The following is a 20,117-nucleotide window of genomic DNA, read 5'->3' on the forward strand; positions in this document are numbered from 1 at the left end:
TTTTGTTTCTTATATGTTTTATTAATTAGTGTTTAAAATGGCGTACGCCTGTGAATACCATAGCAATTCCATATTCATTTGCTTTATCAATGGAATCTTGATCTTTAATCGAGCCACCTGGTTGAATAATAGCAGTAATCCCTGCCGCTGCTGCTGCTTCAACAGTATCACTCATTGGGAAAAATGCGTCTGATGCTAGTGCAGCACCTTTTGCTTTTTCTCCAGCTTGCTCAAAGGCAATTTTAGCAGCACCTACGCGGTTCATTTGACCTGCACCAACACCAAGTGTCATTTGGGAATCTGTTACAACAATCGCATTCGATTTAACATGTTTGACAACTGACCAACCAAGCTGTAATGCTTCCCATTCCTGTTTTGTTGGTTCACGATCTGTCACTACTTTAATATCTGCATTGCCAAAACCATAGCGATCCGGCTCTTGTACAAGAAGGCCACCTTCAACAGATACTACGTTGAATTGATCTTGTTTTGCTTGCTCAAATGGAATAGTTAGTAAGCGAATATTTTTCTTTTGCGTTAAAATGTCTAACGCTTCTTGTGAGAATGCAGGTGCAATTATGATTTCTAAGAAAATGTGACTTAACTTTTCAGCAGTTGCTGCATCTACTTCCATATTTAACGCGATAATACCACCAAAAATAGATGTTGAATCTGCTTCATAAGCTTTATCGAATGCTGCCTCTAATGTAATACCTGTACCAACGCCACATGGATTCATATGCTTTACTGCTACAGCAGCTGGCATTTCAAATTCTTTTACGATTTGTAGTGCTGCATTACCATCTTGAATATTGTTGTAGGATAACTCTTTCCCATGTAATTGTGTAGCATAGGCCAATGAGAAGTCTGAGCCAAGACGTTTTTGGTAGAAAGCCGCTTTTTGGTGCGGGTTTTCTCCATAGCGTAAATTTTGCTTTAACTCATATGTCATCGTTAAGCTCTCTGGGAATTCTTCTTCTGTCAGGTAGTTCGAAATATAAGAATCATAAGCGGCTGTGTGACGGAAAACTTTCGCAGCTAATTGACGACGTGTTTCAATTGTAGTTGCGCCGTTTGCTTTTAGTTCTTCTAATACTGTTGCATAGTCATTGCTGTCCACGATTACTGTTACATATTGATGGTTTTTTGCAGCAGAGCGTAACATTGTTGGGCCACCGATATCAATGTTTTCAATTGCATCATCCCATGTTACATTAGGCTTTGAAATTGTTTCAACAAATGGATATAGATTAACACAAACAATCTCAATTGGCTCAATTCCATGCTCATTCATTTGTGCTTGATGAGAAGCATCGTCAAACTTTCCTAATAGACCACCGTGGATCATTGGATTTAATGTTTTCACACGACCATCTAAAATTTCTGGGAACTTCGTTACTTCATCTACTGCCGTTACAGCCACTGCATTGTCCTGTAACATTTTTTTCGTACCGCCAGTTGATAAAATTTCATAACCTAATGCTACTAATTCCTTTGCAAATTCTAAAATACCATCTTTATTGGAAACACTGATTAATGCACGTTTTGTCACAACAATATCCTCCTAATTTTTATCGTGCTTACCACGAACTGACTTGCTTCTATAAGATTAATAGAGTTAGGTCTTACTTGTTGAGTAAGGTTCTCGACCTAACTCCTCTTCAGTTATTGTAATAATTGCTGTAAAGCCTTTGTATATAATAGATGCTCTTGCTTATGAATTTCAGCTTCTGTTGCCTCTCGATTTCCTTCAATGACTGGTACAGCGGCCTGTGCGATAATCGGCCCAGTATCCATTCCTTCATCAACAAAATGCACCGTTACCCCTGTAATCTTCACACCATGATTGATTGCCTGACCAATGGCGTCCTTCCCGGGGAATGCTGGCAATAAGGAAGGATGGATATTAACAATTCGTTGTGGAAAGGCAGCTAATAATACGTCACTAATTAAACGCATATACCCTGCAAGCACAATCCATTTCACATCACATTCATGTAAAGCATCGATAATCGCTGTCTCATAAGCTGCTTTTGATGCAAAGTCTTTTGGATTTAATGCTAACACTGGAATCCCGAAATTTTCAGCACGTGTCACTACAAACGCACCGGGCTTATCTGTCACCACAAGTTCAATCTTTGCATGCAGTTCTCCACGTCCAATGGCCTCTTGAATGGCTTGAAAATTACTACCGCTGCCTGATGCAAACACGGCGATTTTTGTTGGTGCAGTCATTACACTAAACTCCCATCATGTGAGCCATTAAACACTACTCCATCGCCTTTGATAACACGTCCGATTGGATAGGCCTTTTCACCATTTGCTTCTACTGCTGCCATTACTTTCTCGGCTTCAGCTGCTGGCACAGCTATTACAAAACCAATCCCCATGTTAAAGACATTATATAAATCTTTATCTTCTAACTGGCCTTTATCTTTTAGGAATTCAAAGATACGTAATACTGGCCAAGAACCTAAGTCGATTTCCGTTGCTAATCCTTCTGGCATCATACGCGGTAGATTTTCATAGAAACCTCCACCAGTAACATGAGCACAACCATGTACATCTGCTGCCTTTAAAGCTGCTAATACTGGCTTAGCATATAGCTTTGTTGGCACGAGAAGAGCTTCCCCGATCGGTCCTAAATCTTCATAGCCTTCAACAATGGCATCCACCGCATATTGCTGATCTGCAAAGACAATTTTTCGCACTAAAGAATAACCGTTTGAATGTACACCACTTGATGCAATCCCAATAAGCACATCGCCTTCAACGATTTTTTCACCTGTCACAATGGCAGACTTTTCACAAGCACCTACTGCAAACCCTGCTAAATCATATTCGTCTTCTTCATAAAGACCAGGCATTTCCGCAGTTTCGCCACCAATTAGTGCTGCACCAGATTGCACACAGCCATCTGCAACACCTTTAACAATTTGTTCAATTTTTGCAGGCTCTGCTTTTCCAAGCGCTACGTAATCTAAAAAGTACAGTGGCTCTGCTCCTTGAGCAACAATATCATTGACACACATTGCTACACAATCCACACCAATCGTATCGTGCTTATCTACCATGAACGCTAGTTTTAGCTTTGTTCCAACACCATCTGTCCCTGAAATAAGAACAGGTTCTTTAAGATTTAGTTTTGACAAGTCAAACATGCCACCAAAGCCACCGAACGTTCCCATTACACCTAAACGGTTCGTACGTTCAACATGAGACTTCATTCGTTTTACAGCTTCATAACCCGCTTCAATATTTACACCTGCTTGTTCATATGCCTTTGACACGCAGAGTTCCTCCTTATCATCCAAATCGCCTCAGTACCCTAGAAGTCTTTGTATAGCCTTCTACCGATCACCAATCCGTTGCGATGTTTTTCTTAACGTAATAGTTCTTTTTCATGTGGTAAGATGGTATCCGGGAAAATCTCTGTTGGATATTTGCCTGTAAAGCATGCTAAGCATAGCCCACGATTGTCATCTTCATATGGTCGTGCAATTGTCTCTACCATGCCCTCAACAGAAAGGAACGTAAGAGAATCTGCACCGATTGCATCACGAATTTCATCTACTTTATGACTAGAGGCAATCAGCTCTTCGTGTGTGGAAGTATCAATGCCATAATAACAAGGATTTGTCATTGGCGGTGAAGAAATCACAACATGAACTTCTGCTGCACCAGCATCTTTTAACATTTTGACAATACGACGTGATGTTGTACCACGCACAATTGAATCGTCCACCATTACTACACGTTTACCCTTTACAACTTGAACAACTGGTGACAGTTTCATTTTCACACCACGTTCACGTAATTCCTGTGTTGGCTGAATAAACGTACGACCAACATAGCGGTTTTTAATAAGACCTAATTCATAAGGAATGCCACTTTCTTCTGCAAAACCAATCGCTGCTGAAATACTTGAATCAGGTACACCCGTTACAACATCAGCCTCAATATGCGCACATTCACGGGCAAGTTGTTTCCCCATACGCTTACGCGCCATATGAACATTAATGCCATCAATATCTGAATCAGGACGAGCTAAATAAACATATTCCATCGCACACATCGAGCGCTTTTCCATGTCAGCAAAGCGATCCGATTTTACACCCTCATCATTAATAATGATGAGCTCTCCTGGCTCCACAGAACGAACGAATTCTGCACCAATTAAATCAAATGCACAAGTTTCAGAAGCTACCACCCAGCCATCTCCAAGCTTTCCAAGAGATAATGGACGTAAACCATGTGGATCACGTGCAACAAGCATTTCATCCTTTGTCATAATTAAGAAAGAATACGCACCCTTTAATAGAGAAAGGGCATTTTTCACCTTTGCACGGAATGGTGAATGCGAGCTTTTCTTAATAAGATGCGCCAGCACTTCTGTATCAGAGCTAGAATGGAAAATGCTTCCTTGACGCTCTAGATACTGTTTTAAATGTGTCGCATTGACTAAGTTACCGTTATGGGCAATTGAAAGGCTACCAGTTGAGGAGTGGAATAATAGTGGCTGTACGTTTTCAATACCGCCACCACCAGCAGTCGTGTAACGAACATGAGCAATAGCCGCTTTGCCGTTGACTGCTTTTAATTTATCTTCGTTGAAAACATCATTAACTAGTCCTTCGCCTTTCACCGCGCGAAGATGCTGTCCATCTGAAACGACAATTCCAGCCCCTTCTTGTCCACGGTGTTGAAGAGCATGTAGCCCGTAATAGCTAAGGTGTGCTGGACTTGGGTTACCCCAAATACCAAACACCCCACATTCTTCGTTTAAGCCTCTGAGTTCAGCAAGCATGGGATTGCTCCTTTCCAATTAGAACGGAATTCCTCCACTGTACCTTCTACAAGCACACCTTTGTCCCCGTTGATTTTAACAAGTGCATCATTTGTTACGACACCAATTTTGTGAGCATCTTTGATGATTTCTACAAATGCAGCAGCATTTTCTTCTTTGACAGTTACAACAAAACGAGATTGACTTTCGCTGAATAATGCAGTTGTAGCAGATCCTGCTAATGTTACTTCAACACCAAGACCGTTTGCACCGAATGTTGTCTCAGCAATAGCGACTGCAAGACCACCCTCTGCAACGTCATGGGCAGATTGTACAAGACCAGCTTTAATCGCCTTTAATAAAGCTTGCTGACGTACCGCTTCCACTTCTAAATCTATAGCTGGCGCTTTTCCTGAAATAACGCCATTATTTAATAGTTTTTGTAGCTCTGAACCACCAAATTCAGTTTTTGTCTCACCAATGACAAAGACAAGATCTCCTGCAGCTTTTACATCCTGTGTAGTTACATGAGCTAAATCTTCGATAAGACCAACCATACCAATTGTTGGTGTTGGATAAACGGCTTCGCCTGAACGCTCATTATAAAGAGAAACGTTACCACCGATTACTGGAGCATTTAATGCCGTACAAGCAGCAGAAATACCATCCGCAGATTTTTCAATTTGCCAGAAGATTTCTGGTTTCTCTGGATTACCAAAGTTTAAGCAGTCTGTAATCGCAAGTGGCGTACCACCCGTTGCCACGATATTACGTGCTGCTTCAGCTACTGCGATAGCTCCACCCACTTCTGGATCTAAATAGATATAGCGAGAGTTACAGTCCGTTGTCATCGCTAAACCTTTATTTGTCCCACGTACACGAATAACGGCAGCGTCAGAGCCTGGTTTAACAACTGTTGATGTACGTACTTGATAATCGTATTGATCGTACACCCACTCTTTAGAAGCAATTGTTGGTGCTTGTAGTAAAGCATTTAAAGTTTCTTTATAATCCGTCACAACTGGTTCTACGTTCTCGATTGCTTGGAACTCAGCATAGTATGCAGGTTCAGCAGATGGTTTATGATAAACAGGAGCATCTTCTGCTAACGCATCAGCAGGTACTTCTGCCACTACTTGTCCTTTGTGTAAAAGGCGAAGCATTTTATCATTCGTTACTCGGCCGATTGCTACAGCATCTAAATCATATTTATCAAAGATCGCTTTAATTTCATCTTCACGACCTTTTTTCACCACTAATAACATACGTTCTTGAGACTCAGATAACATCATTTCGTACGCTGTCATGCCTGTCTCACGTTGAGGCACTAAGTCTAAATTCATTTCTACACCAGAACCCGCTTTTGAAGCCATTTCTGCTGATGAAGAAGTAAGACCAGCTGCACCCATATCTTGAATACCAACTAGAGCATCAGATTTTACAACTTCTAAACATGCTTCAAGTAAAAGTTTCTCCATGAATGGGTCCCCTACTTGTACTGCTGGACGTTGGTTATCTGATTCCTCTGTTAATTCCTCAGAGGCAAATGTTGCACCATGAATTCCGTCACGACCTGTTTTCGCACCGACGTACATAACTGTATTGCCAACACCTGCAGCAATACCACGTTGAATATCTTGATGGTCGATTAAACCGACACACATTGCATTAACAAGTGGATTACCTTCATAGCAAGGATCAAATTGAATCTCGCCACCAACTGTCGGAATTCCGATACAGTTACCATAACCTGCGATACCCGCAACAACTTCTTCAAAGAGATATTTACCACGTGCTGATTTTAATTCACCAAAACGTAATGAATTTAGCATGGCGATTGGACGTGCACCCATGGAGAAAACGTCACGGATAATACCGCCAACACCTGTTGCAGCCCCTTGATAAGGTTCAATTGCAGATGGATGGTTATGTGATTCCATTTTAAATACTACTGCCTGTTCATCACCAATATCGACAATACCCGCACCTTCACCTGGCCCTTGTAATACTTGTGGCCCTTTTGTCGGGAACTTACGTAGTACTGGCTTTGAATTTTTATAAGAGCAGTGCTCAGACCACATTACTGAGAAAAGACCTGTCTCTGTCCAGTTAGGTAGACGTCCTAAAATACCTTCTACCATAGCAAATTCTTCGTCTGACATCCCCATACCAGCGTATAGCTTTTCATCCTTAATTTGCTGTGCTGTTGGCTCAAACTTAGTTGTTGACATGATTTTCCCTCCACTGCTTCACAATTGATTTGAATACTGCTAGACCGTCTGCGCCGCCCACCAATGCATCAACAGCTCGCTCTGGGTGTGGCATCATCCCTAATACATTGCCGCGCTCGTTTATAATCCCTGCGATATCTTCTAAAGAACCGTTTGGATTGTCACCTGAGTATGTGAATACGATTTGATTATTATCTTTTAGTGATTGTAAAGTTTCCTCGTCACAGTAGTAATTACCTTCACCATGTGCGATTGGAATATTGATGATTTGACCTTGCTCATATTGATTTGTGAATAATGTATTGTTGTTTTCCACTTTTAGCTGTACTGTACGGCACATAAATTTTAAGTTTTTATTGCGCAGTAAAGCCCCTGGTAATAAACCAGCTTCCGTCAGAATTTGGAAGCCATTACATACACCTAATACAGGTTTACCAGCATCTGCTGCTTTCTTAACCTCTGCCATAATGTTAGATTGATTAGCCATTGCACCACAACGAAGGTAGTCCCCATAGGAGAATCCTCCAGGTACTAATACGCCATCAAAGCCACTTAGATCTGTTGCTGTATGCCATACATATTCTACTTCTTCACCTAGCTCGTCTTTAATCGCATGATACATATCGATGTCACAGTTTGACCCAGGGAATACGAGTACTGCGAATTTCATGATTAGTTAGCCTCCTCGACTTCAAAACGGTAGTCTTCAATTACAACGTTCGTTAAAACCTTTTCACACATTTCTTTTACTAGAGTATCAATGTCACGTTCTGAGTCTTTAAGAGTTAGCTCAAGATATTTACCGATACGTAAATCTTCTACCTCACCGTAGCCCATTTTAGCTAAAGAACCTTGTACTGCAGAGCCTTGTGGATCAAGAATGCTCTCACGTAATGTTACATAGATTTTTACTTTTTTCATTGTTATTTGCCTCCGAGTCTAGAAAGTATAATAGTATAAACTTCAGTTAAATTACCAAGGTCTCGACGAAAAACATCTTTGTCTAACTTTTGCTTTGTAGTTGCATCCCAAAGTCTGCATGTGTCTGGTGAAATTTCATCTGCCAATAATACATTGCCATCCATATCACGGCCAAACTCTAATTTAAAATCAATTAATGTTACATTGATATCTGCAAAGATTGGCTGTAGAACTTTGTTAACAGCTAGTGCTCCATCATAAATGGCAGTTACTTCAGTAGGTGTCGCAAGATCCAGAACGTCAATATGTTCTGTCGTAATGAGTGGGTCGCCTAACGCATCATCTTTATAGTAAAATTCTACGATTGGTCGTTTTAAGGCTGTTCCCTCTTCAAGCCCAAGACGTTTTGCTAAACTTCCTGCGGCAATATTACGGACAACAACTTCAATCGGAATAATTTCTACTTTTTTTACAAGTTGTTGTGTATCTGATAATTGTTTTACGAAATGTGACGCAATTCCGTTTGCTTGTAATTTTTCGAAAATTAATGAAGTAATGCGATTATTTAAAATGCCCTTGCCTTCAATTTCTTCTTTTTTTTCGCCATTGAATGCTGTTGCACTATCCTTGTACTCAACTAGTAGCACATTTGGCTCCTCTGTTGTGAACAATTTTTTTGCTTTACCTTCATACAAAAGTTGACCTTTAGTCATGTCGTTTTTCCCCCTGATATTATGAGATACGCTTGTTATGAATGATCAGAATTGAATCGTGTCTCCACGATTCAACTCTGAAACATTTACTGGTGGCTCTAACATTTACTTTTAGATGGCTAAATAAATATTAGTTAAGTCCTAGTCGTTCAAAAATCATATCAACATGCTGTAAGTGGTAGTTATAATCAAAGCACTCATCCAGCTCTTCTTTTGTTAAATAAGATGTGATTTTTTCACTTGCATCAACTAATGTACGGAACTGAACTTGCTCGTCCCATGCCTGCATTGCTAAAGGTTGTACTGTATCATAAGCTTCCTCACGTACTAATCCTTTATCGATTAATGCTAATAAGATGCGTTGAGAATAAATAAGACCATATGTGCGTTCCATGTTACGTTTCATGTTCTCAGGGAATACTGTTAAGTTTTTCACAATATTACCGAAGCGATTAAGCATATAGTTAAGAGTAATTGTTGCATCCGGTAAAATAACGCGCTCTGCAGATGAATGAGAAATATCACGTTCATGCCATAAAGCTACATTTTCATAAGCTGTCACCATATATCCACGCATTAAACGAGACATCCCAACCATGTTTTCAGAACCGATTGGATTACGTTTATGTGGCATTGCGGAAGAGCCCTTTTGCCCTTTTGCAAAAGCTTCTTCTACTTCACGTGTTTCAGATTTCTGTAAGCCGCGAATTTCTGTTGCGAATTTTTCAATTGATGTAGCAACTAAAGCTAATGCACCTAAATACTGCGCATGGCGATCACGCTGTAAAGTTTGTGTTGAAATCGGTGATGCAGCAAGACCTAGTTGATCACAAACATATTGCTCAACACGAGGATCGATATTGGCATATGTTCCAACGGCTCCAGACATTTTTCCTGTTTCAATTACTTTGGCTGCTGCTTCAAAACGTTCAAGGTTACGCTTCATTTCCTCATACCATAAACCAAGTTTTAAACCAAAAGTTGTTGGTTCTGCATGAACACCATGTGTACGTCCCATCATCACCGTATGTTTATGCTCTTTTGCCTTAGCCGCAATAATATCAATGAAATTTACGATGTCCTTACGCAAAATATCATTTGCTTGTTTGATTAAATAAGAAAGTGCTGTGTCTACTACGTCTGTAGAAGTTAAACCATAATGTACCCATTTACGCTCTTCCCCAAGTGTTTCCGAAACGGCACGCGTAAAGGCTACAACGTCATGACGTGTTTCTTGTTCAATTTCTAAAATGCGATTCACATCAAATGATGCATTTTCACGAATTTTAGCAACATCCTCTTTTGGAATATCGCCTATCTCTGCCCAAGCCTCACATGCTAAAATTTCAACCTCTAGCCAAGCTTGGTACTTATTTTGTTCTGTCCAAATTGCGCCCATTTCGGGTCTTGTGTAACGTTCAATCATCGCGTTTCTCCTTCTATTCTGACCAAATGCCAGAACTCTCGATTTGTTGTAGTGTTTCCTCTAAGCTTTTTGTCATAATCGTTACATGGCCCATTTTACGGTTTACCTTAGCTTCAGCTTTCCCATAAAGATGGATGGACCATTCAGGATATTTAGCAATTGAGTTACTGAGTGGCACGACATGCTGCCCTAATACATTGACCATAATGGATGGTGCCCAAAGTTCTGGCTTACGTAATGGCCAACCACAAACAGCACGAATATGCTGATGGAATTGTGAAACATTACACGCTTCTATTGAATAATGACCAGAATTATGAGGTCTTGGTGCTAATTCATTAATAACAATGCTACCATCTTCTAACACAAACATTTCTACTGCTAGCGTTCCTACTAAATGTAAGTAATCTGCAATTTTTAAAGCTTCTCGTTCCGCAGCTTGAGCTGTGCTTTCAGATATGCGAGCAGGCACAATTGTTTCATGCAGAATATGATGAACATGAATGTTCTCTCCAACTGGCTGACAATACGATTCACCATGACCATTTCTTTGAACAATGACCGATACTTCCTTTATGAAAGGAACAAAACCTTCTGCAATACATTGAGAATGTGTGAATAGTTCTTTCGCTAAAGGTAAATCTTCAGTTGACTTTAAAAGCTGCTGTCCCTTGCCATCATAACCACCTCTTGCTGTTTTGACTATACAAGGATAACCAATCGAATCAATATTGGCTACTAATTCTTCATAAGTTTTTGCAACAATATATGGTGCTACTGGGCAACTCGCCTTCACAATAGCGTCTTTCTCTGTTATACGGTTTTGTGTAATACGTACCAACTCTGCTCCTTGAGGAACATAAGCCATTTGTGATAAGCGCTTTAAGCCTTCATAATCAATATTTTCAAATTCATAAGTGATAACATCACTTACTTCTGCAAGTTCTTCTAAAGCAGCTTCATCATCATATGGAGCTACAATACGAATATCAGCTACCTGCCCACACGGCGAGTCCATTGCAGGCTCAAGAACAGCCACTTTAAAACCTGACTCCTTTGCAGCAAGCGCCATCATTCGACCAAGTTGTCCTCCGCCTATAATACCTATCGTTTGTCCAGGATAAATAATCTTCGTCACACTAAGTCACCTGTGCTTTCTAATACTTGCTGCTTCGTTGCTTCACGTCTAGCATCTAATTTATTAGCAAGCACAGCATCTGTTGTTGACAAAATTTGAGCTGCTAGTAATCCTGCGTTTGTTGCTCCCGCTTTGCCAATCGCTACAGTTGCTACAGGTACACCACCAGGCATTTGAACGATAGATAATAATGAATCGAGTCCGTTAAGTGCACGTGATTGAACTGGTACACCAATGACAGGTAATGTTGTTTTAGCTGCTACCATTCCAGGTAAATGTGCAGCTCCACCTGCCCCAGCGATAATTACTTGTAGTCCTCGCTCACGAGCTGTCTCTGCATAGTCAAACATTAAATCAGGTGTACGATGTGCAGATACAACCTTTTTTTCATACGGTACTTGTAATTCATCTAAAATATCACATGCATGTTTCATTGTTTCCCAGTCACTTGAACTACCCATAATGACACCGATTTTCGGATTCATAAATTGTCGCTCCTTTTAAACGATAGAAAAATGATCAATTATTGTGCAAGCCTCTATTATTAATAGCTACTGCAATTTTTATCTATTTACAAAGAAAATCCCCAAATAAACTACTCTCTACTATATACACGTGAAAGCAGTTTACTTGAGGACTTAGTAAGACAAGAATATCTCCATGTACATAACTGCACAAGGATCTTCTCGTAATATGCCAAAAGTGCTTTCCCGCATAGTCCAGCATTTACGGTGCCGGGTAGAGACACTAGAGCCAATCCTCTAGCATATATGTGGGATTTATTTGTTTTTCCTTATCACATTTTAACAAGGGATTGCCTTATCGTCAATGCAAAAATGCGAACGTTTTTTATAAGTGTAAAAAAAACGTTCGGTTTTTGGTCAAATTTATTCAGTATCTTGAGTAGGTATAGCTTTAAATTGAATTTTTTGACGCAAATAGGCTGGTTCACCATCTACTATATGAAAAAGCGGCTCTTCTTTTCGCCCTATGGCCATGAAACCATCCTGCTGCATTCTTGCTAAACAATCCTCAATCGACTCATTTTCTTGTACCTCATACCAAATTTGCTTTTTCCCCAACTTTTTCTTCCTTTCCACTTCACGTTTTACATATTTACTACTTGTATTTCATTATACCTTTTGTTGCTTAAAGAAGTATGTAAGAACATATAATGAAGTTCTTTCAATAGAAAAAACTGCAGATTCATATCCGCAGTTTCAATTAAGGTTCATTAAATCCATAAAAAGCTTTTAAATAGATACCTAAAAATAATAATAGTAGGGATGAGTGAAGGACAACAAGAACCATGCGATAACCTTTAATGCCTAAGAGAGCACTAACAATGCCTAAACCACCTAAAATAAAGGGCATAAACATATTGACTTGATAGAGAAATGTAAAAAAGCCCCCATACCATTTCGTTGAATCATAACCAAACAGAAAGAATATAAGTAGTAGACTCAAGATCGAAATAGCCGTAAAAAGGTTACGCCTCATTTTGATTCCTCCTGTGAATCAAGATCAATCAATATGTACATAATTTAATTTATTATAGCATTTTATGAATATTTCATAAAACAAAAAAAGCCATGGAATATATCCATGACTTTTTAAATTGCCTAGCGACGTCCTACTCTCACAGGGGGAAGCCCCCAACTACCATCGGCGCTAAAGAGCTTAACTTCCGTGTTCGGTATGGGAACGGGTGTGACCTCTTTGCCATCATCACTAGACTATGGTCGGCTTTCAATATACATCGCATTTCTTCGTCAGCTTCTGTCGTTCAGTCAGTCACGTACTTGAGTACGCTCCTTCCCTCTCTCCATTGCTTCCTCGAACTACTCGTATCTTGAAACCCTTCATAAAAGAAATTATTCTTTCAAAACTGGATAAACGGTTCATTGAATGGTTCAAACATTTTGGTTAAGTCCTCGATCGATTAGTATTCGTCAGCTCCATGTGTCACCACACTTCCACCTCGAACCTATCTACCTCATCGTCTTTGAGGGATCTTACTTACTTGCGTAATGGGAAATCTCATCTTGAGGGGGGCTTCATGCTTAGATGCTTTCAGCACTTATCCCGTCCACACATAGCTACCCAGCGATGCCTTTGGCAAGACAACTGGTACACCAGCGGTGTGTCCATCCCGGTCCTCTCGTACTAAGGACAGCTCCTCTCAAATTTCCTACGCCCACGACGGATAGGGACCGAACTGTCTCACGACGTTCTGAACCCAGCTCGCGTACCGCTTTAATGGGCGAACAGCCCAACCCTTGGGACCGACTACAGCCCCAGGATGCGATGAGCCGACATCGAGGTGCCAAACCTCCCCGTCGATGTGGACTCTTGGGGGAGATAAGCCTGTTATCCCCGGGGTAGCTTTTATCCGTTGAGCGATGGCCCTTCCATGCGGAACCACCGGATCACTAAGCCCGTCTTTCGACCCTGCTCGACTTGTAGGTCTCGCAGTCAAGCTCCCTTGTGCCTTTACACTCTACGAATGATTTCCAACCATTCTGAGGGAACCTTTGGGCGCCTCCGTTACCTTTTAGGAGGCGACCGCCCCAGTCAAACTGTCCGCCTGACACTGTCTCCTGCCCCGCTAAGGGGCATGGGTTAGAATTTCAATACAACCAGGGTAGTATCCCACCGACGCCTCCTTCGAAGCTGGCGCTCCGAGATCTCTGGCTCCTACCTATCCTGTACAAGTTGTACCAAAATTCAATATCAGGCTACAGTAAAGCTCCACGGGGTCTTTCCGTCCTGTCGCGGGTAACCTGCATCTTCACAGGTACTATAATTTCACCGAGTCTCTCGTTGAGACAGTGCCCAGATCGTTACGCCTTTCGTGCGGGTCGGAACTTACCCGACAAGGAATTTCGCTACCTTAGGACCGTTATAGTTACGGCCGCCGTTTACTGGGGCTTCAATTCGCAGCTTCGCTTGCGCTAACCACTCCTCTTAACCTTCCAGCACCGGGCAGGCGTCAGCCCCTATACGTCACCTTACGGTTTTGCAGAGACCTGTGTTTTTGCTAAACAGTCGCCTGGGCCTATTCACTGCGGCTCTCATGCGCTTGCACGCTCAAGAGCACCCCTTCTCCCGAAGTTACGGGGTCATTTTGCCGAGTTCCTTAACGAGAGTTCTCTCGCACACCTTAGGATTCTCTCCTCGACTACCTGTGTCGGTTTGCGGTACGGGCACCTCTCACCTCGATAGAGGCTTTTCTTGGCAGTGTGAAATCAGGAACTTCGTCCATACGGACTCGCCATCACAGCTCAACGTTACAGTGTGCGGATTTGCCTACACACACGCCTTACTGCTTGGACGCGCATAACCAACAGCGCGCTTACCCTATCCTACTGCGTCCCCCCATTTCTCAAACGGTGAGGAGGTGGTACAGGAATATCAACCTGTTGTCCATCGCCTACGCCTATCGGCCTCGGCTTAGGTCCCGACTAACCCTGAGCGGACGAGCCTTCCTCAGGAAACCTTAGTCATACGGTGGACGGGATTCTCACCCGTCTTTCGCTACTCATACCGGCATTCTCACTTCTAAGCGCTCCACCAGTCCTTCCGGTCTGACTTCAACGCACTTAGAACGCTCTCCTACCACTGACATCGTAGATGTCAATCCACAGCTTCGGTGAATCGTTTAGCCCCGATACATTTTCGGCGCAGCGTCACTCGACCAGTGAGCTATTACGCACTCTTTAAATGATGGCTGCTTCTAAGCCAACATCCTGGTTGTCTGTGCAACGCCACATCCTTTTCCACTTAACGATTACTTTGGGACCTTAGCTGGTGGTCTGGGCTGTTTCCCTTTTGACTACGGATCTTATCACTCGCAGTCTGACTCCCGTGTATAAATATCTGGCATTCGGAGTTTGTCTGAATTCGGTAAACCGGGATGGCCCCCTAGTCCAAACAGTGCTCTACCTCCAGTATTCTCATCACGAGGCTAGCCCTAAAGCTATTTCGGAGAGAACCAGCTATCTCCAAGTTCGATTGGAATTTCTCCGCTACCCACACCTCATCCCCGCACTTTTCAACGTGCGTGGGTTCGGGCCTCCAGTAAGTGTTACCTTACCTTCACCCTGGACATGGGTAGATCACCTGGTTTCGGGTCTACGACCACGTACTATTTCGCCCTATTCAGACTCGCTTTCGCTGCGGCTCCGCCTTCTAAAGCTTAACCTCGCACGTAATCGTAACTCGCCGGTTCATTCTACAAAAGGCACGCTATCACCCATTAACGGGCTCTAACTACTTGTAGGCACACGGTTTCAGGATCTCTTTCACTCCCCTTCCGGGGTGCTTTTCACCTTTCCCTCACGGTACTGGTTCACTATCGGTCACTAGGTAGTATTTAGCCTTGGGAGATGGTCCTCCCAGATTCCGACGGAATTTCACGTGTTCCGCCGTACTCAGGATCCACTCAGGAGAGAACGAACTTTCGACTACAGGGCTTTTACCTGCTCTGGCGGACCTTTCCAAGTCGCTTCATCTAACTCGCTCTTTTGTAACTCCGTATTGAGTGTCCTACAACCCCAAGAGGCAAGCCTCTTGGTTTGGGCTCTTCCCGTTTCGCTCGCCGCTACTCAGGGAATCGATTTTTCTTTCTCTTCCTCCAGGTACTTAGATGTTTCAGTTCCCTGGGTCTGCCTTCAAGACGCTATGTATTCACGTCAAGATACTACGCGATTAAACGTAGTGGGTTCCCCCATTCGGAAATCTCCGGATCAAAGCTCACTTACAGCTCCCCGAAGCATATCGGTGTTAGTGCCGTCCTTCTTCGGCTCCTAGTGCCAAGGCATTCGCCGTGCGCCCTTAATAACTTAACCTATCAGCTTTCAATACACATCGCATTTCGTTGTCAGCTTCTCTCGTTCAATCAGTCACGTACTCAAGTACGCTCCTTCATTCACTCGATTGCTTCCTAGAACTGCTCGTGTCTTGAAACCTTTTAATGTTATTAAGCCTATAAAAAAACTTAAAAAAATAAATGTGTTTGTTACAATTTCAATGTCGTTTTATCCAGTTTTCAAAGAACAAGTTTTGAAGATTTTCATTCAAGAAAGAATGAACCTTCAAAACTGAACGCAAAACGTAATCTTACAAACCCTAGGTTTGTATTCCGAAATAATCCTTAGAAAGGAGGTGATCCAGCCGCACCTTCCGATACGGCTACCTTGTTACGACTTCACCCCAATCATCTATCCCACCTTCGGCGGCTGGCTCCAAAAAGGTTACCTCACCGACTTCGGGTGTTACAAACTCTCGTGGTGTGACGGGCGGTGTGTACAAGGCCCGGGAACGTATTCACCGCGGCATGCTGATCCGCGATTACTAGCGATTCCGGCTTCATGTAGGCGAGTTGCAGCCTACAATCCGAACTGAGAACGACTTTATCGGATTAGCTCCCTCTCGCGAGTTGGCAACCGTTTGTATCGTCCATTGTAGCACGTGTGTAGCCCAGGTCATAAGGGGCATGATGATTTGACGTCATCCCCACCTTCCTCCGGTTTGTCACCGGCAGTCACCTTAGAGTGCCCAACTAAATGATGGCAACTAAGATCAAGGGTTGCGCTCGTTGCGGGACTTAACCCAACATCTCACGACACGAGCTGACGACAACCATGCACCACCTGTCACCGTTGCCCCCGAAGGGGAAACTATATCTCTACAGTGGTCAACGGGATGTCAAGACCTGGTAAGGTTCTTCGCGTTGCTTCGAATTAAACCACATGCTCCACCGCTTGTGCGGGCCCCCGTCAATTCCTTTGAGTTTCAGTCTTGCGACCGTACTCCCCAGGCGGAGTGCTTAATGCGTTAGCTGCAGCACTAAGGGGCGGAAACCCCCTAACACTTAGCACTCATCGTTTACGGCGTGGACTACCAGGGTATCTAATCCTGTTTGCTCCCCACGCTTTCGCGCCTCAGTGTCAGTTACAGACCAGATAGTCGCCTTCGCCACTGGTGTTCCTCCAAATCTCTACGCATTTCACCGCTACACTTGGAATTCCACTATCCTCTTCTGCACTCAAGTCTCCCAGTTTCCAATGACCCTCCACGGTTGAGCCGTGGGCTTTCACATCAGACTTAAGAAACCACCTGCGCGCGCTTTACGCCCAATAATTCCGGACAACGCTTGCCACCTACGTATTACCGCGGCTGCTGGCACGTAGTTAGCCGTGGCTTTCTAATAAGGTACCGTCAAGGTACAGCCAGTTACTACTGTACTTGTTCTTCCCTTACAACAGAGTTTTACGAACCGAAATCCTTCTTCACTCACGCGGCGTTGCTCCATCAGGCTTTCGCCCATTGTGGAAGATTCCCTACTGCTGCCTCCCGTAGGAGTCTGGGCCGTGTCTCAGTCCCAGTGTGGCCGATCACCCTCTCAGGTCGGCTACGCATCGTCGCCTTGGTGAGCCGTTACCTCACCAACTAGCTAATGCGCCGCGGGCCCATCCTATAGCGACAGCCGAAACCGTCTTTCAGTGTTTCACCATGAGGTGAAACAGATTATTCGGTATTAGCCCCGGTTTCCCGGAGTTATCCCAAACTATAGGGTAGGTTGCCCACGTGTTACTCACCCGTCCGCCGCTAACGTCGAAGGAGCAAGCTCCTTCTCTGTTCGCTCGACTTGCATGTATTAGGCACGCCGCCAGCGTTCGTCCTGAGCCAGGATCAAACTCTCCATAAAAGAAATTTGAATAGCTCAAATTGTTTTGCTGGCATCATTTTGATGTCCAAAATTTTGTTTCGTTCACTAAGCAAAGCTAGTTATTTGAAACTTTATTGATTACGTTTTGCTTGTTCAGTTTTCAAGGTTCATTTAATAGTTACATCAAGTAACTTTTTATAATTTAACATAATGTTAACTTCATGTCAACTGTTTATGTTGATATTTTTTTAGTTGTTCGTTTATTTCGTAACAACGTGTTTAAATATATCATCTTAAAAATAAGTTTGCAAGAGTTTCATTGAAGTAAAACTATTCTTATTTATTCGAAATCAAGTTTCTTCTATATAATGTAGAAAATTAATAACTTGATTTGTTTAGGCTATGCTCTATTTTGAATGTCTTAAACCCCAAAATAGTTTCTTGTTATTTTTGTTGTCAATGTAAAAGCACCTCTAATTGTTAGTTTCTTACCTAACAATTGAGGTGCCTTTCAAAATATATTTAACTATCTTACCCAGATAAAGTACGCAAGGAAGACAAAGAATAAGCCATACATCATAGGATGAATTTCTTTTTTACGACCAGCTAATAACATTGTAATTGGATAGAATACAAAACCGATTGCAATACCAGTAGCAATTGAATAACCAAGTGGCATCATTAATACTGTAAAGAATGCAGGTACTGCTATTTCGAATTTATCCCAATCAATTAGACGTAATGATGATACCATCAGTACCCCTACGATTACTAGAGCTGGTGCAGTTACTGCTGGCGTTACAACAGCTAGTAATGGTGAGAAGAATAAAGCTACTAAGAATAGTACTGCAGTTACGACTGCTGAGAACCCTGAGCGTGCACCCGCTGCTACCCCAGAAGTTGACTCTACATACGCTGTTGTTGTTGATGTACCAAATAAAGAACCGATTGTCGTTGCTAGCGCATCCGCCATTAAGGCACGCCCTGCTCGTGGTAATTTATTATCTTTTACTAAGCCAGCCTGTGTCGCTACAGCCATTAAAGTACCTGCTGTATCAAAGAAATCTACAAACAGGAATGTTAACACTACTACTAAAAACTTCACGTTAAATAACGTTCCAATGTCACCAAGTGGTTCCAATGCTACCATAAATGTAGAGTCTACACTTGGAATAGCCGAAACAACTGCTGTTGGAGGATCAATGATACCTGTGATCATCCCAATAACCGCAGTAATGACCATCCCTAAGAAAATACCAATACTACGGAATTTAATGATAAGAATAACAGAAAGAATGATTCCGAATACTGCTAGTAATGTAGCTCCAGTAAAAGTTCCTAAAGTTACTAATGTCGCTGGACTATCAACTATAATCCCTGCACCTTGTAAACCTACGAATGTGATAAATAAACCAATACCTGCTGAAACAGCATATTTAAGTTGTACTGGAATGGCGTTAATAACAGTTTCACGAATACCCGTTAAAGATAAAATGATAAAGATAATTCCAGAAAAGAATACACCTGTTAAACCAGTTTGCCATGGAATACCATAAGCTCCGACTACAGTAAATGCGAAGAATGCATTTAATCCCATCCCAGGAGCAAGTGAAATTGGGAACTTAGCGAAAATCCCCATAATCAAAGAACCGACTGCTGCTGCTAATGCTGTTGCTACGAAAACAGCACCTTTATCCATCCCTGCATTTTCTAGAATACTTGGGTTAACAGCTAGAATATATGCCATTGCAAGGAAGGTTGTAATACCACCAATTATTTCTCGGCGATAATTAGTTCCTAATTCATCGAACATGAAATATTTTTTCATTATCAAAAAATCCTCCGTATGGTCGTCTTCAATATCGAAAACAAAAAAGACACGCTGACTACTCTACTAGTCGCATGTCTACGATATATTTCATCACCATAGTGTGTGAAATAAATTAGTGTTTATACATAGATAAACCCAAATCGTAGTCAAGTTATTTACGGTAACTTGGTAGAAACTCACGGGCCTTATTCCCGACATTATACGACGACGTATTTAATTTACATTCGTAATATATCATTTCACTTTTTAGATTTCAACCCCATTTCCGAACATTTTTACAAAAATAAATACGAAAGTTCGTGTAAAATTCTTATTTAATGTTCATATTCAAATAATTCACCGCTAAATAAACGTAGTACTGAACATTTCTGTAATCAATAAAAAGCAAAAACCCCCTG

Annotated in this window: 14 protein-coding genes, 3 rRNA genes and 2 riboswitches; all 17 genes read right to left on the minus strand. The window is 42.1% G+C overall.

Annotation, left to right across the window (positions count from 1 at the left end; all coding sequences use genetic code 11):
- Window positions 1-25: 25 nt before the first annotated feature.
- Window positions 26-1,552, minus strand: coding sequence for a bifunctional phosphoribosylaminoimidazolecarboxamide formyltransferase/IMP cyclohydrolase (gene purH / locus V6670_RS19880; protein WP_036123476.1), 1,527 nt, complete (start codon window positions 1,550-1,552; stop codon window positions 26-28).
- Window positions 1,553-1,665: 113 nt separating this feature from the next.
- Window positions 1,666-2,235 carry a phosphoribosylglycinamide formyltransferase gene (purN, locus tag V6670_RS19885; protein ID WP_338651928.1) on the minus strand — a complete coding sequence of 190 codons (570 nt, stop codon included), beginning with the start codon at window positions 2,233-2,235 and terminating at the stop codon, window positions 1,666-1,668.
- Window positions 2,235-3,290 (minus strand): phosphoribosylformylglycinamidine cyclo-ligase, encoded by a 1,056-nt coding sequence (gene purM / locus V6670_RS19890; protein ID WP_338651929.1) that lies wholly within the window; start codon window positions 3,288-3,290, stop codon window positions 2,235-2,237. Before purM ends, purN begins: the two co-directional genes overlap by 1 nt.
- A 92-nt stretch (window positions 3,291-3,382) precedes the next feature.
- Window positions 3,383-4,807 carry an amidophosphoribosyltransferase gene (purF, locus tag V6670_RS19895; protein WP_058844201.1) on the minus strand — a complete coding sequence of 475 codons (1,425 nt, stop codon included), beginning with the start codon at window positions 4,805-4,807 and terminating at the stop codon, window positions 3,383-3,385.
- A complete protein-coding gene (purL, locus tag V6670_RS19900) occupies window positions 4,783-7,017 on the minus strand; it encodes a phosphoribosylformylglycinamidine synthase subunit PurL (protein ID WP_338651930.1) in 2,235 nt (744 codons plus the stop codon). The genes purF and purL overlap by 25 nt, the downstream gene beginning before the upstream one ends.
- Window positions 7,004-7,687: a phosphoribosylformylglycinamidine synthase subunit PurQ gene (gene purQ, locus V6670_RS19905; RefSeq protein ID WP_054611985.1), complete on the minus strand. Its 684-nt coding sequence runs from the start codon at window positions 7,685-7,687 to the stop codon at window positions 7,004-7,006. Before purQ ends, purL begins: the two co-directional genes overlap by 14 nt.
- 2 nt (window positions 7,688-7,689) lie before the next feature.
- Window positions 7,690-7,938 (minus strand): phosphoribosylformylglycinamidine synthase subunit PurS, encoded by a 249-nt coding sequence (purS, locus tag V6670_RS19910; RefSeq protein WP_036124064.1) that lies wholly within the window; start codon window positions 7,936-7,938, stop codon window positions 7,690-7,692.
- Between the two features lie 2 nt (window positions 7,939-7,940).
- Window positions 7,941-8,651 carry a phosphoribosylaminoimidazolesuccinocarboxamide synthase gene (gene purC / locus V6670_RS19915; protein ID WP_338651932.1) on the minus strand — a complete coding sequence of 237 codons (711 nt, stop codon included), beginning with the start codon at window positions 8,649-8,651 and terminating at the stop codon, window positions 7,941-7,943.
- A 130-nt stretch (window positions 8,652-8,781) separates the two neighbouring features.
- On the minus strand, window positions 8,782-10,077 hold the full coding sequence (gene purB / locus V6670_RS19920) for an adenylosuccinate lyase (protein WP_089934994.1): 1,296 nt from the start codon (window positions 10,075-10,077) through the stop codon (window positions 8,782-8,784).
- Window positions 10,078-10,090: 13 nt separating this feature from the next.
- Window positions 10,091-11,215: a 5-(carboxyamino)imidazole ribonucleotide synthase gene (gene purK / locus V6670_RS19925; protein ID WP_058844205.1), complete on the minus strand. Its 1,125-nt coding sequence runs from the start codon at window positions 11,213-11,215 to the stop codon at window positions 10,091-10,093.
- A complete protein-coding gene (gene purE, locus V6670_RS19930; protein ID WP_089934991.1) occupies window positions 11,212-11,700 on the minus strand; it encodes a 5-(carboxyamino)imidazole ribonucleotide mutase in 489 nt (162 codons plus the stop codon). Before purE ends, purK begins: the two co-directional genes overlap by 4 nt.
- A gap of 210 nt (window positions 11,701-11,910) precedes the next feature.
- A riboswitch (purine riboswitch) is annotated at window positions 11,911-12,009 on the minus strand.
- 93 nt (window positions 12,010-12,102) lie between these two features.
- Window positions 12,103-12,297, minus strand: a complete 195-nt coding sequence (locus tag V6670_RS19935; protein ID WP_036124082.1) for an NETI motif-containing protein — start codon at window positions 12,295-12,297, stop codon at window positions 12,103-12,105.
- A 142-nt stretch (window positions 12,298-12,439) separates the two neighbouring features.
- Window positions 12,440-12,715 (minus strand): hypothetical protein, encoded by a 276-nt coding sequence (locus tag V6670_RS19940; protein WP_338651933.1) that lies wholly within the window; start codon window positions 12,713-12,715, stop codon window positions 12,440-12,442.
- A gap of 120 nt (window positions 12,716-12,835) precedes the next feature.
- Window positions 12,836-12,951 (minus strand): 5S ribosomal RNA (gene rrf, locus V6670_RS19945).
- Between the two features lie 186 nt (window positions 12,952-13,137).
- Window positions 13,138-16,065, minus strand: a 23S ribosomal RNA gene (locus V6670_RS19950).
- A 309-nt stretch (window positions 16,066-16,374) separates the two neighbouring features.
- Window positions 16,375-17,927 (minus strand): 16S ribosomal RNA (locus V6670_RS19955).
- The 16S, 23S and 5S rRNA genes sit together here, the layout of an rRNA operon.
- Window positions 17,928-18,414: 487 nt before the next feature.
- Window positions 18,415-19,716 carry an NCS2 family permease gene (locus V6670_RS19960; RefSeq protein WP_036124549.1) on the minus strand — a complete coding sequence of 434 codons (1,302 nt, stop codon included), beginning with the start codon at window positions 19,714-19,716 and terminating at the stop codon, window positions 18,415-18,417.
- A 126-nt stretch (window positions 19,717-19,842) separates the two neighbouring features.
- Window positions 19,843-19,944: riboswitch (purine riboswitch) on the minus strand.
- Window positions 19,945-20,117 lie beyond the last annotated feature (173 nt).

The organism is Lysinibacillus sp. Y5S-8, from assembly GCF_036894365.1.
Lineage (GTDB): Bacteria > Bacillota > Bacilli > Bacillales_A > Planococcaceae > Lysinibacillus > Lysinibacillus fusiformis_D.